The organism is Mesorhizobium sp. M0029, assembly GCF_040323735.1.
Taxonomy (GTDB): Bacteria; Pseudomonadota; Alphaproteobacteria; order Rhizobiales; family Rhizobiaceae; genus Mesorhizobium.
Genome location: NZ_JAMYVF010000020.1, coordinates 98,660 through 111,564, shown reverse-complemented (window position 1 = coordinate 111,564; position 12,905 = coordinate 98,660). Strand labels below are relative to the sequence as shown.

The following is a 12,905-nucleotide window of genomic DNA, read 5'->3' as shown; positions in this document are numbered from 1 at the left end:
TGATGCCAGTCTCTCGCCAAACCATCGCCGGTCCTCCGGCGGACAAGAAAACTGTCACCCATGCTATCGGTCCATTCTGTTACCTATCTATCCGGTTCGGACAATTGCCCTTCCTCTCCCTCCGGAGGGGGGAGAGGTGGCTCGGCGAAGCCGAGACGGAGTGGGGGAACCACCTGGCAGTCGCCGCGAACGGACATCGGAAGGGCATTCGGTGCAAACATCGCCTCGCCTTGCGCCCCAAGGGTCGACATCCACTCCGTCGACCCCCAATCCGTCGAGCTTCGCTCGACAGCTCTCCCCCGATCGACGGGGGAGAGGAAAGCGCAAGTTCGCCGACCTTGGTTCCTTCATCTCTCCCGGAGGCTGTGAAGTGACTATCTGCCGGAAATCCTGCAAAACTTTGCGCCTAATTGCGCGCCGCTCCCCAACATCGACAAGAAATTTCGCCGACATATCTGCATCTTGCGGTCGCCTGCCGGCCGGGACGCTGGATCGGTTTCGGCGCCCCATGAATTGGCGCTGTGCCGGGCGCGCGGATGTGCAAATATCGACGCCAGGCAAATGGGAGGACCATGGTCATGACCGATGCTGGGATGTTGCGGTTTCATGTGCCGGAGCCGGAAGTGCGGCCGGGCGGAACGCCCGACTTCTCCAACGTGCCTATCCCCAAGGCCGGCTCGGTACCGCGACCGGACATCAATGTCGATCCGCGCACCATCCGCGACATGGCGTTTTCGATCATCCGTGTGCTCAACCGCACCGGTGAGGCGGTCGGGCCGTGGGCCGGGCTGCTCACCGACGAGGAGCTGCTCGAGGGGTTGCGCCACATGATGACGCTGCGCAGCTTCGATGCGCGCATGCAGATGGCGCAGCGCCAGGGCAAGACTTCGTTCTACATGCAGCATCTGGGCGAAGAGGCGGTGAGCTGCGCTTTCCGCAAGGCGCTGATGCCGGGCGACATGAATTTCCCGACCTATCGGCAAGCCGGCCTGCTCATAGCCGACGGCTATCCGATGGTCACGATGATGAACCAGATCTATTCCAACGAGGCCGATCCGCTCAAAGGGCGGCAATTGCCGATCATGTATTCGTCGAAGGAGCACGGCTTCTTCTCGATCTCCGGCAATCTGGCGACGCAATACATCCAGGCGGTCGGCTGGGCGATGGCTTCCGCTATCAGCAACGATTCGAAAATCGCGGCGGCGTGGATCGGCGACGGCTCGACGGCCGAATCCGATTTCCATTCCGCACTGGTGTTCGCCTCGACGTACAAGGCGCCGGTCATCCTCAACGTCGTCAACAACCAGTGGGCGATCTCGACGTTTCAAGGCATTGCGCGTGGCGGCTCCGGCACCTTTGCCGCGCGCGGCCTCGGCTTCGGCGTTCCGGCGCTGCGCGTCGACGGCAATGATTATCTCGCCGTGCATGCCGTGGCCAAATGGGCGGCGGAGCGGGCGCGGCAGAATCTCGGGCCGACGCTGATCGAATATGTCACCTACCGTGCCGGCGCGCATTCGAGCTCGGACGATCCGTCGGCCTATCGGCCGAAGACGGAATCCGACGCCTGGCCGCTCGGCGATCCGGTGATGCGGCTGAAGAACCATCTGATCCAACGCGGCGTCTGGTCGGACGAGCGTCACGCCCAGGCCGAAGCGGAAATCCTCGAGACGGTGATCGCGGCGCAGAAGGAAGCTGAAGGCCACGGCACGCTGCATGCCGGCGGCAAGCCGTCGACGCGCGAGATGTTCGAGGGCGTGTTTGCCGAGATGCCGCCGCATCTCAGGCGCCAGCGCCAGCAGGCGGGAGTCTGACCATGCCGAGACGAACCATGATCGAGGCGATCCGCGACGCCATGGACGTGTCGATGGCGCGCGACGAACGCGTCATCGTCTATGGCGAGGACGTCGGTTTCTTCGGGGGTGTCTTCCGCTGCACGGCAGGCCTGCAAGCGAAGTACAGCAAGACCCGCTGCTTCGATGCGCCGATCAACGAATCCGGCATTGTCGGCTCCGCCATCGGCATGGCCGCCTATGGGCTGAAGCCATGCGTGGAAATTCAGTTTGCCGACTACATGTACCCGGCTTACGACCAGCTGACGCAGGAAGCAGCACGCCTGCGCTACCGCTCGAACGGCGATTTCACCTGTCCGATCGTGGTCCGCATGCCGACCGGCGGCGGCATTTTTGGCGGCCAGACGCACAGCCAGAGCCCGGAAGCGCTGTTCACCCATGTGTCGGGGCTGAAGACGGTGGTGCCGTCCAATCCTCATGATGCCAAGGGGCTGCTGATCGCGGCGATCGAGGATCCCGATCCGGTGATTTTTCTGGAGCCGAAGCGGCTCTATAACGGACCGTTCGATGGCCATCACGACCGACCGGTGACGCCATGGTCGAAGCATGAACTGGGCGAGGTCGCCGACGGCCATTACACGGTGCCGCTCGGCAAGGCGGCGATCCGCCGGGCGGGCTCGGCCGTCACCGTGCTCGCCTACGGCACCATGGTCTATGTCGCGCAGGCGGCGGTGGAAGAAACCGGCATCGATGCCGAGATCATCGATTTGCGGACCCTGCTGCCGCTCGATCTCGACGCGATAGTCGCTTCGGTGAAGAAGACCGGACGCTGCGTCGTCGTGCACGAGGCGACACTGACCTCCGGCTTCGGCGCCGAGCTGTCGGCGCTGGTGCAGGAAAATTGTTTCTACCATCTGGAAGCGCCGGTGGCGCGCGTCACCGGTTGGGACACGCCCTACCCGCATGCGCAGGAATGGGATTATTTCCCGGGGCCGGCCCGTGTCGGCCGCGCGCTTCTCGAAACCATGGGAGCCTAGGGATGGGCGAACACATCATCAAGCTGCCGGATGTCGGTGAAGGCGTCGCCGAGGCCGAACTTGTGGAGTGGCACGTCAAGGTCGGCGACCTCGTGCGCGAGGACTCGGTGCTTGCCGCCGTGATGACCGACAAGGCGGCGGTGGAAATACCTTCGCCGGTCGATGGCGAGATTCTGTGGCTGGGCGCCGAGATCGGCGACACGGTGGCGATCGGCTCGCCGATCGTGCGGCTGAAGGTGGCGGGTGAAGGCAATGTGAAGGATGCGCTGCCGGGCGAGGCCAGCGCCAAGAGCACCCCCACCCCTGCCGGGGCGAGCCACGGGTCTCGCCAGTCCTCCGGACCCCCACAAGAGGGAGGCGTTTCGGCCACGAAATCCGACGCCAAGTCGCCACCACCTGCACCAGCAGCCAAAAGCGCACGGGCAGCTGAGACTGAATCCCCCACCCCCTTGTGGGGAGGGGCTAAGGGTGGGGGTGCTGCGCCGACATCTAAAGGTGCGGCACCCTCCGGCGCGCCGCGCCCGGAGGGCGAAAAGCCCTTGGCGTCGCCCGCCATCCGGCTCAGGGCGAAGGAGGCGGGGATCGATCTGCGCCAGGTGTCGGGAACCGGCCCTGCCGGCCGCATCAGCCACGAAGATATCGAGGCCTTTCTCGCGCGTGGGCCGCAGGTGGCGAAGGCGTCGGGTCTGGCGCGCAATGACAGCGTCGAGGATATCAAGGTCATCGGACTACGGCGCAAGATCGCCGAAAAAATGTCGCTAGCGAAGTCACGCATCCCGCACATCACCTATGTCGAGGAGATCGACGTCACAGCACTCGAGGAGTTGCGCGCGGCGCTCAACAAGGAAAAGCGCAAGGGTGTGGAGAGGCCGAAGCTGACGCTGCTGCCGTTCCTGATGCGGGCGATGGTCAAGGCGATTGCCGACCAGCCCAACATCAACGCGCTGTTCGACGACGAGGCGGGCATCATCCACCAACATGGCGGCGTCCATATCGGCATTGCCGCGCAGACACCGTCGGGCCTAGTGGTGCCGGTGGTCAAGCACGCCGAGGCGCGCGACCTCTGGGATTGCGCGGCCGAGCTCAACCGCCTGGCCGAAGCGGCGAAGTCGGGCACGGCGAGCCGCGACGAGCTGTCGGGATCGACCATCACCATCACCTCGCTCGGCGCCATGGGCGGCGTGGCGACGACGCCGGTCATCAACCATCCTGAGGTGGCGATCGTCGGCGTCAACAAGATGATGGTGCGGCCGGTCTGGGACGGCACCCAGTTCATCCCGCGCAAGATGATGAACCTGTCATCGAGCTTCGATCACCGGGTGGTCGACGGCTGGGATGCGGCGGTGTTTGTGCAGCGGATCAAGGCGCTGATTGAGACGCCAGCGCTGATATTTGTGGATTGAGGGTGGTGACAACGGTCGCAAAGACCCCCTCACCCGGATTGCCAGCCGAATTGCAAAGGCAATTCGGGGCAATCCGACCTCTCCCCGAGGGGAGAGGAGGGAGCGGGCGTCGACATCTGCCTCTTCTCCCCAGCGGGGAGAAGGTGGACGCGAAGCGGCCGGATGAGGGGGCCTTCGCCACCAGAAAGAGCGTGCCAAGATGATGAAAGAAATCTCCTGCAAGCTGCTGGTCATCGGCGCTGGGCCCGGCGGCTACGTCTGCGCTATCCGTGCCGGCCAGCTCGGCATCGATACTGTGATCGTTGAAGCCGGCAAACCGGGCGGCACCTGTCTCAATGTCGGCTGCATCCCGTCCAAGGCGATGATCCATGCGGCGGAAGAGTTCGAGAAGGTCGGGCATATGGCCGGCGGCAGCAGTCCGCTCGGCATTTCTGTGGCGGCTCCGGTGCTCGATCTCGGCAAGACGGTTGCGTGGAAGGACGGCATTGTTAGCCGGCTGACCGGGGGCGTTGCCGGGCTACTGAAGAAGGCCAAGGTCAAGACCGTCTATGGCTGGGCGACGTTCCGCGACGGCAAGACCGTCGCGGTCGAGACCGAGACCGGCACCCAGATCATCCGCGCCGAAACGGTTGTGATCGCCACCGGCTCGGCGACGGTGGAACTGCCGTTCCTGCCGTTCGGCGGCCCGGTGATTTCATCCACAGAAGCGCTGGCTCTCGGCGAGGTGCCGAAAAAGCTCGCCGTGGTCGGCGGCGGCTATATCGGGCTGGAACTCGGCATGGCGTTCGCCAAAATGGGCGCCGCGGTGACCGTGGTCGAGGCCTTGCCGCGCGTGCTGGCCCAGTATGATGCGGAACTGACCCGGCCGGTGGTGAAACGGCTCACCCAGCTCGGCATCGAGGTCATGCTCGGTGCGAACGCCAAGGGGGTCAAGGGCGGCGCGCTGCTGGTCGAGACCGCGGACGGCAAGAGCGCCAGAATTGCCGCCGACAAGATCCTGGTCACGGCCGGCCGCAAGCCGGTGACGGAGGGCTGGGGCCTCGATCAGATCGATCTCGACATGGCCGGCAAGTTCATCAAGATCGACGACCAGTGCCGCACCTCGATGCGCGGCATCTATGCCATTGGCGACGTCACCGGCGAGCCGATGCTGGCGCACCGGGCGATGGCGCAAGGCGAAATGGTGGCCGAGATCGTCGCCGGCCACAAGCGCAGCTGGGACAAGCGCTCGATCCCGGCCGTCTGCTTCACCGATCCGGAGCTGGTGACGGCAGGGCTAACGCCGGAGGAGGCGAAGGCTTCAGGCGAAATCAAGATCGGCCAGTTCCCCTTCGCCGCCAACGGCCGGGCGATGACGAAACTCGGCGAGGACGGGTTTGTTCGTGTTGTCGCCCGCGCGGACAACCATCTGGTGCTGGGCATCCAGGCGGTCGGGCAAGGCGTGTCGGAACTGGCGGCGGCGTTCGGCCTGGCGCTGGAAATGGGCGCGCGGCTGGAGGATATCGCCGGGACCATCCATGCGCATCCGACGCAAGGCGAAGGCTTCCAGGAAGCGGCGCTGAAGGCGCTGGGCCACGCGCTGCATATTTGAAGTGCGCTTACCCTCCCCCTTGTGGGGAGGGTCGATCCGCGTAGCGGAGCGGGGTGGGGGTCCTCGCCGACCGTCAGCGCTCACCCCCACCCCGTCTCGCCATCTCCGCTTCGCTCCGACCGCGAGCCGACCCTCCCCACAAGGGGGAGGGTGGCCGCCCAGCCGTTGGTTGTCGCAGATCAGCGGAATGTACTAAGTGTCGGTCCATGGACACCGGCCTGAAGAAATACATCGCCATACGCTACAACATCGCCGCTGGCTTCAAGCCAAGCCAGTGGGACGGAAAGGGCCGCGCCAATCTCGACCCGGTCTGGCTGGTCGAGCGCCTGGCGTTGTTCGACACCTATTGCGCGTCGTCGCTCGAAGGCCAGTCGCTGAAGGATTTTACCGTCCTTCTGGCGTTCGATGCCGATACGCACGAGAACTATATTCGCACCGTGTGCAGCTGCGTGGCCGGTGTCGACGTCAGGCCGATCCTTGTCGAGGCGGGCGAGGATTACAATGATCGCTTCAATGCCTTCGTCCAGGCCGATACCGATGCCGACTATGTTTCGCTCACGCGGCTCGACAGCGACGACGCGCTGGCGCCGACCTTCATGGAGCGCGTCGAGCACTACGCGCGCCGGGAGATCGAAAAGCGTGTGGTGGACCTGCAGCCGCTCTACATTGCCTTTCCGGACGGCCAGAATTTCGACACGGCAAGCGGACGCTACACGCACCACGACTATGTCACGTCGGCGTTCGGCACGCTGGTCGAAAGGAGATCGCCGGAGATGAGCGGCGTCTACAGCGAGCACCACGCAAAAATGGCGACGCGCTTCAACACCGTCGTGGCGGCATCGAAGGGCGCGCAATGGTGCATCGTCATCCATGACAACAACGCCGCCAACGTGTTGAGGGGGAAGCCGGTCTCGGGGCCCTCCTTTACGGTGGGCCGACCGGGTGTCGAACCCGAGGTGCCAGCGCGAAGGCAAAGCGCGCCACGACAGGCAACGCAGCCCCGCATGGCGCCGCGAACCGCGGGCAACTTCATCCGGTTTCTGCTCGGACGACCGATGGCTCTGCGGAAGTAGCGGGCGCTTCACCCTCCCCCTTGTGGGGAGGGTCGATCGCGGAGCGGAGCGGGGTGGGGGTCCTCGCCAACCGTCGGCGCTCACCCCCACCCCGTCTCGCCATCTCCGCTTCGCTCCGATTGCGCGCCGACCCTCCCCACAAGGGGGAGGGTGAAGTAGCTCAGCTTGCCAGCCGGCTTACCATCTCGTGCTGCGCATAAGCGCGCCCAAAACGATTGGCGAGAAACGCATCCAGCGCGATGTTTTCCTGCTTGACGAAGCCGGTCGCCGGCAAGGTGCCGTCGGCCAGCATGTCGAGCACGGCGCAGATGCCGGAGGCGGTGGTGATCTGGATTGCGCTGCGCACCTGGTTGCCGATGCGCTGCGAATAGATCTTGTTGGCGTAGGTTTCCTGCAGCAGGCGGCCATTGCGGCGGCCCGAGACGGTGACGAAGACGATGACCACATCCTGCAGCGTTGCCGGCAGGGCGCTCTCGAAGATATCCTTCAGCACGTCGCGGCGGTGGCGCAGGCCGAGATCGTTGAGCAGCGCCTTCATGATCGCCGCGTGGCCGGGATAGCGGATGGTGCGGTAGTTCAGCGTGCGCACCTTGCCCTTCAGCGTCTCGGCCAGCGTGCCGAGACCGCCGGAGGTGTTGAAGGCCTCATAGGTGACGCCGTCGAGCGAGAACTCTTCGCGCTCCTCCAGCGGCGGCACCTCGATCAGCTCGCCCTCGACGATCGCCTCGCAGGGTTCGCAATATTCGTTGATGACGCCGTCGGTGCTCCAGGTCAGATTGTAGTTCAGCGCATTGGACGGGTATTGCGGCAGCGCGCCGACGCGCATGCGAACGCTTTCCAGCGTGTCGAAGCGGCTGGCGAGATCATTGGCGACGATCGAGATGAAGCCCGGCGCCAGGCCGCATTGCGGAATGAAGGCGCTGTTGCCCGACTTGGCCAGCTCCTTGACGCGGCGGGTCGAGACGACATCCTCGGTCAAATCGAGATAGTGCACGCCGGTGGCGGCGGCCGCTTCGGCGATGCGCGTGGTCAAATGGAAGGGGGCGGCGCTCAGCACGGCGAAGGCGCCGGCAAGGGCGGCCTCGAGTGCGCCCGGCGCTGCGATATCGAGCTCCAGCCCCTCGACGCCGGCGGGAAGTTCGGCCGCGGCAAGCTGCGCCGCCGCGCGGTCGATAACGGTGACGTGGTAGTCGCCGCTGTCGGCGAGCATGCCTGCAATGGTGGAGCCGATCTTGCCGGCGCCGACGACGATGATTTTCTTCATGACCTTGCCCCTCGTGAAAACTCTTTGGCCCAGACCGCCGCGCGGTGGACGCGATGCCTTCAAGAATCGCAGCTTGCCTGTCGAAAGGAAGCGTGAAACTGTTCGAAACGAACCCCACAATTGATCAATACGCCGATAAAGTTCGTCAAAATGCTCACTGACGCCGAACAAAAGCTGCTTTCCTTGCTGCGCGCCAATGCCCGCGCATCGACCACTGAGCTGGCGCGCCAGCTCGGCGTTTCGCGCACGACGGTGCAGAGCCGGATCGAGCGGCTGGAACAGCGCGGCATCATCACCGGCTATGGCGTGCGGATGGCGCCGGACTACGAGCAGGGGCTGGTGCGGGCGCATGTGCTGCTCACCGTCACGCCGAAACTCGCCGACAAGGTGGTGCGGGCGCTGCAGGCGCTGCCGCCGGTACGGACGCTGCACTCGGTGAGCGGCAATTTCGACATGATCGTCATCGTCGACGCGCCGTCGATCAGGGATCTGGATGCGTTGCTGGACGAGATCGGGGCGATGGACGGGGTCGAGCGGACGTCGTCGTCGATTATTTTGTCGACACGGATCGATCGGTAGGTGGAACGCATGAGCCGCTAATCTCCCCCGTGCGGGGGAGATGGCCGGCAGGCCAGAGGGAGTCGGGTCGACTGGGCTCGGCCTACCTGCCGCTGCAGAAGGAGGTTAGCGCTCCACGCGAGGCGACCCCCTCTGTCGCCTTCGGCGACATCTCCCCAAGGGGGGAGATTAGCTGCTAAGCCCGCCGCCTTTCCGGCCCGCTATCCAGCCACGCCACATCCTCCGCCGACAGCTTGATATCCAGCGCCTTCAAACTGTCCTCCAACTCGTCCAGCGTGCGCGGGCCGATCAACGGCACCGACGGAAAGGGCTGCGCCAGCACATAGGCGAGCGCGACGTGGATCGGACTTTTGCCCAGGCGCTGCGCCAGCTCGATGGCGCGGTCGCGGCGGCCGAAGTTCTTCTCCGAATACCAGACCCGCACCAGTTCCTCATTGTCCTGCTTGTCGCGGCCGGCGCGGTCGGTGAAGAAGCCGCGGCCCTGGCTCGACCAGGCGAAGTTCGGCATCTGCCTTTTCGTCAGCCAGGATTTCCAGTCGTCGGTCGACGAGGTGATGCAGCCGGCCCAGATCGGCTCCAGCATCTCGGCCAGCGAGAAATTGTTGGAGAGCACGCCGGGCTTCTGCTTGCCGGTGCGCTCGGCATAGGCAATCGCCTCGTCCATGCGCGCCATCGTCCAGTTCGAGCCGCCGAACGGGCCACGGATGCGGCCGGCCTTGACCTCGGCGTCCATCGCATCGACGAATTCGCCGACCGGCACATCCGGGTTGTCGCGGTGCATGAAATAGAGGTCGACATGGTCGGTCTGCAGCCGGTCCAACGACTGGGCGAGCTGCTTGCCGATGACATCGGGATAGCAGAGCGGCGAGTGCGCGCCCTTGGCGATGATCACCGACTGCTCGCGCACGCCGCGATTCCTGAGCCACTGGCCAAGCAGCGTTTCGGTGTAGCCGGCGCCGTAGACATAGCCGGTGTCGAACAGATTGCCGCCGGCCTCGAAGAAGGCGTCGAGCAGGATTGCGCCCGACGAGAAGGTGCGGAAATCCTCGAAGCCGAGCGCCACCACGGAGGCCGGCTTCGACAGGCCCGGAATCTTGCGCTTGCCAATGGCCGTGCCGCCGGTGCGCAGCGGCCGGCCCGAAATGGTGTTGGTTCGCTTAGCCGGCTTTTCGATCTCATATTCGAGCCCGACGGCGGCGCGCCATCTGTCGAGGACGCGCAGCGTGCCGAGGCTGTCGGCCCAGCTCATGCCCGGCCAGGCGAACTCCTGTTTGCCGGCCAGGATCGCCTCGCCGGCGGCGTCGACCTCGAAGGAATAGAGATGGCGGGTTTCGTTGACGCTGATGGTATCGCGCGTGTCGTCGGCGAGGATTACATCGATCCGGCCAGGGCCGCCATCGCGGTTGCCGCCGCCGGCGAACCAGAAATCCGGCACTTCGATGCGGCCCTTGGTGCCGAGGATGCGCAGCACATTGTCCTGTTTGAGCGAGATGCTGCAGGATACCTCGGCGACGATGCCACCGGGAAAATGCAGCAGCGCCGAGGCCCATTCGTCGACGCCGGACTTGCCGAGATGGGCGGTGCCGACAACCTTGTCCGGCTCGGCGAAGGGTTTTCCAGTCGCAGCCCCGGCAATCAGCCGCACCATCGAGACGGGATAGCCGCCGACATCGAGGATGCCGCCGCCGGCGAGATCGTTGGCGTAGAGCCGGTGCTCGGGCATGAAGCCCGGCATGGCGAAGCCGAAGCTCGACTTCATCAGCCTGACATCGCCGATGACGCCCGACTTGATGAGCTCCACCAGCTTCGCCGTCTGCGGGTGCAGCCGGTACATGAACGCTTCGCCGAGGAAGGTGCCGGCCTTGCGCGCCGCATGGATCATGGCGTCGGCCTCGAAGGCGGTCAGCGCCAGCGGCTTTTCGCACAGCACATGCTTGCCGGCTTCCGCCGCCTTGATTGCCCATTCGGCATGGCCGGGATGCGGGATGGCGATATAGACGGCATCGACCTCGGGGTCGGCGAGCAGCGCGTCGTAACCGTCGAGGATGCGGGCGCCGGGAAACGTCTCGGCCAAGCCTGCCTTGCCGGGATTGCGGGCGCCGAGCGCCACGATCGTGCCGGTGCGCGAGCCTGCCACGCCGCGGGCGAACGCTTTGGCGATGTCGCCGGGCCCGAGTATCCCCCAGCGGATGGGCGCGGTTGCAGTCATGGTCATTCTCCTTGCAAGGCTGGAAGCGCTCAGCGCAGCCGCTGGCCATTTTCATCGAACAGATAGGATTTGCGGATGGACACGGTGATCTCCTGGGTGTCGGGGACCTTTGCCGCGTCGCGCTGGATCACCAGGTCTTCGCCATGGGCGGTCCTGGCATAGATGAAGCTGGTGCCGCCGAGATGCTCGACCACGTCGATGCCGACTGTGAGGTCGGCGTCGCCTTCGCCGCCATTGCCGAAATGTTCGGGCCGCACGCCGACAATGACCTTGGCTCCTGTTTGCGGCACGGCGCCGGTCAACGGTTGCATAATGCGGGTCTTTTCCTCGCCCACCAGCTCGACGGTGACGCTGCTCGTGTTGCGCCCGACGACGCGGCCCTTGATGAAATTCATCTTCGGCGAGCCTACAAAGCCGGCGACGAACTGGTTGTCGGGATTGTCGTAGAGATCGAGCGGCCGGCCGATCTGCTCGACATGGCCGCCGCGCAGCACGACGATCCGGTCGGCCAGCGTCATCGCTTCGGTCTGGTCGTGGGTGACATAGATCATCGTCGTGCCGAGCTCCTTGTGCAGGCGCGAGATCTCGACCCGCATCTGGACGCGCAGCTCGGCGTCGAGATTGCTCAACGGCTCGTCGAACAGGAAGACTTGCGGTTCGCGCACGATGGCGCGGCCAATGGCGACGCGCTGGCGCTGGCCGCCGGACAATTGCCTGGGCCGCCGCGTCATCAACTCTGTGATGCGCAGGATTTCGGAGGCCCGCTTCACCCGCCGCTCGGTGTCCTCCTTGGGGTTGCCGGTCATCCTGAGGCCAAAGCTCAGATTCTGCTCCACGCTCATGTGCGGGTAGAGTGCGTAGGACTGGAACACCATGGCGATGCCGCGCTCGGCCGGCTCGACATCGTTCATCACCTTGCCGCCAATGGCGATCTCGCCGCCGCTGATATCCTCCAGCCCGGCGATCATCCTGAGCAGCGTCGATTTTCCACAACCCGACGGGCCGACAAAGACGACGAACTCGCCATCGGCGATATCGATGTTGGCGCCATGGATGATCTCATAGACGCCGAAGCGTTTTACGACATTGGTGAGGGTGACTGCCGCCATATCGCTCTAGTCCTACTTGACGGCGCCGGCGGCGATGCCGGCGATGAAATGGCGCTGCAGCAGCACGAAGACGACCAGCATCGGTACGGTCAGCATGACGGCGCCGGCCATGATGCCGCCCCATGAGACCTTGGTCAGGCCGATCAGCGTGCCGAGCGCCACAGGGGCCGTCATGGCGCCGGGCTGGCTGTTGATCAAAAGCGGCCAGAGATAATTGTTCCACGAGGCGAGGAACAGAATGATGGCGAGCGCCGCCAGCATTGGCCGCGCCAGCGGCAAAGCGACGAACAGGAAGATACGCCATTCCTTGACGCCTTCGACTCGCGCGGCGTCGAAGAGGTCGGCCGGCATCATCGAGAAAGCCTGGCGCATGAACAGCACGCCCAGCGAATTGAACAAGGGTGGCACGATCAACGCAATCCAGGTGTTGGCGAGCTGGAAGTCGCGCGCCACCATGATGAATTGCGGGATCAGCACCACCGCATAGGGCAGCGTGATGGTGCCGAGGATGATCGCCACCACCGCGCCCTTGCCGAAGAACTGATAGCGGGCGAGCGCCCAGCCGGCCATCGAGGTCAGCAGCACCGAGAAGAAGGTGTAGGTCACCGCCACCGCCACCGAAATGCCGATGGCGCCGACGAAATTGGTGTCGCGCTGCAGGTTGTTGAAATTGTCGACGAAATTGCCGTGCGGCAGAAGCTCGATGCCGGGGCTGAAAATGCCGTTGTCGGGCATGGTCGAAAACACCACCATCATCCACAGCGGAAACAGCCAGATCACCGCCAGCGGCGTCAGGACCAGATGCAGCAGGACGCTGCGGCCGAGCCGTCGTTGCGAGAGCGAACTCATT

At 64.7% G+C, this 12,905-nt stretch carries 10 protein-coding genes; 6 read left to right on the top strand and 4 right to left on the bottom strand.

Going from position 1 to position 12,905, the window contains the following annotated elements; translation table 11 throughout:
- Nucleotides 1–578 precede the first annotated feature (578 nt).
- The 5 genes from NKJ76_RS26635 (at nucleotide 579) to NKJ76_RS26615 (ending at nucleotide 6,894) form a co-directional block, all read left to right on the top strand.
- Nucleotides 579–1,811 (top strand): 3-methyl-2-oxobutanoate dehydrogenase (2-methylpropanoyl-transferring) subunit alpha, encoded by a 1,233-nt coding sequence (locus tag NKJ76_RS26635; protein WP_352538755.1) that lies wholly within the window; start codon nucleotides 579–581, stop codon nucleotides 1,809–1,811.
- A 2-nt stretch (nucleotides 1,812–1,813) separates the two neighbouring features.
- The gene (locus NKJ76_RS26630; RefSeq protein ID WP_352538754.1) at nucleotides 1,814–2,827 is read left to right on the top strand and encodes an alpha-ketoacid dehydrogenase subunit beta; all 1,014 of its coding nucleotides are present in this window, start codon (nucleotides 1,814–1,816) and stop codon (nucleotides 2,825–2,827) included.
- 2 nt (nucleotides 2,828–2,829) lie between these two features.
- Nucleotides 2,830–4,230: a dihydrolipoamide acetyltransferase family protein gene (locus NKJ76_RS26625; protein ID WP_352538753.1), complete on the top strand. Its 1,401-nt coding sequence runs from the start codon at nucleotides 2,830–2,832 to the stop codon at nucleotides 4,228–4,230.
- Nucleotides 4,231–4,432: 202 nt separating this feature from the next.
- Nucleotides 4,433–5,821, top strand: coding sequence for a dihydrolipoyl dehydrogenase (gene lpdA / locus NKJ76_RS26620; RefSeq protein ID WP_352538758.1), 1,389 nt, complete (start codon nucleotides 4,433–4,435; stop codon nucleotides 5,819–5,821).
- 206 nt (nucleotides 5,822–6,027) lie between these two features.
- On the top strand, nucleotides 6,028–6,894 hold the full coding sequence (locus NKJ76_RS26615; RefSeq protein ID WP_023747425.1) for a glycosyltransferase: 867 nt from the start codon (nucleotides 6,028–6,030) through the stop codon (nucleotides 6,892–6,894).
- A gap of 160 nt (nucleotides 6,895–7,054) precedes the next feature.
- On the opposite strand, the gene NKJ76_RS26610 is transcribed toward NKJ76_RS26615, so the two are convergent.
- Complete coding sequence (locus tag NKJ76_RS26610; protein WP_023715718.1) at nucleotides 7,055–8,158, bottom strand: saccharopine dehydrogenase family protein; 1,104 nt, start codon at nucleotides 8,156–8,158, stop codon at nucleotides 7,055–7,057.
- Between the two features lie 150 nt (nucleotides 8,159–8,308).
- Here NKJ76_RS26610 and NKJ76_RS26605 point away from each other — a divergent pair, with 150 nt between their 5' ends.
- A complete protein-coding gene (locus NKJ76_RS26605) occupies nucleotides 8,309–8,737 on the top strand; it encodes an Lrp/AsnC family transcriptional regulator (RefSeq protein ID WP_023685052.1) in 429 nt (142 codons plus the stop codon).
- 175 nt (nucleotides 8,738–8,912) lie between these two features.
- Here NKJ76_RS26605 and NKJ76_RS26600 read toward each other — a convergent pair whose 3' ends face one another.
- The 3 genes from NKJ76_RS26600 to NKJ76_RS26590 are packed head-to-tail and all read right to left on the bottom strand — an operon-like array spanning nucleotide 8,913 to nucleotide 12,904.
- Entirely contained in the window at nucleotides 8,913–10,946 is a 2,034-nt protein-coding gene (locus NKJ76_RS26600; protein WP_352538752.1) for an aldo/keto reductase, read from the bottom strand.
- Nucleotides 10,947–10,975: 29 nt separating this feature from the next.
- Complete coding sequence (locus NKJ76_RS26595) at nucleotides 10,976–12,055, bottom strand: ABC transporter ATP-binding protein (protein ID WP_352538751.1); 1,080 nt, start codon at nucleotides 12,053–12,055, stop codon at nucleotides 10,976–10,978.
- A gap of 12 nt (nucleotides 12,056–12,067) precedes the next feature.
- Nucleotides 12,068–12,904: a carbohydrate ABC transporter permease gene (locus tag NKJ76_RS26590; protein WP_023672164.1), complete on the bottom strand. Its 837-nt coding sequence runs from the start codon at nucleotides 12,902–12,904 to the stop codon at nucleotides 12,068–12,070.
- Between the last annotated feature and the right edge of the window lies 1 nt (nucleotide 12,905).

Coding starts and splice junctions, on each gene's coding strand:
- NKJ76_RS26625 (WP_352538753.1), top strand. CDS start 2,830: ATGGGCGAACACATCATCAAGCTGCCGGATGTCGGTGAAGGCGTCGCC.
- NKJ76_RS26605 (WP_023685052.1), top strand. CDS start 8,309: ATGCTCACTGACGCCGAACAAAAGCTGCTTTCCTTGCTGCGCGCCAAT.
- NKJ76_RS26595 (WP_352538751.1), bottom strand. CDS start 12,055: ATGGCGGCAGTCACCCTCACCAATGTCGTAAAACGCTTCGGCGTCTAT.
- NKJ76_RS26630 (WP_352538754.1), top strand. CDS start 1,814: ATGCCGAGACGAACCATGATCGAGGCGATCCGCGACGCCATGGACGTG.
- NKJ76_RS26635 (WP_352538755.1), top strand. CDS start 579: ATGACCGATGCTGGGATGTTGCGGTTTCATGTGCCGGAGCCGGAAGTG.
- lpdA (WP_352538758.1), top strand. CDS start 4,433: ATGAAAGAAATCTCCTGCAAGCTGCTGGTCATCGGCGCTGGGCCCGGC.
- NKJ76_RS26610 (WP_023715718.1), bottom strand. CDS start 8,158: ATGAAGAAAATCATCGTCGTCGGCGCCGGCAAGATCGGCTCCACCATT.
- NKJ76_RS26615 (WP_023747425.1), top strand. CDS start 6,028: ATGGACACCGGCCTGAAGAAATACATCGCCATACGCTACAACATCGCC.
- NKJ76_RS26590 (WP_023672164.1), bottom strand. CDS start 12,904: ATGAGTTCGCTCTCGCAACGACGGCTCGGCCGCAGCGTCCTGCTGCAT.
- NKJ76_RS26600 (WP_352538752.1), bottom strand. CDS start 10,946: ATGACTGCAACCGCGCCCATCCGCTGGGGGATACTCGGGCCCGGCGAC.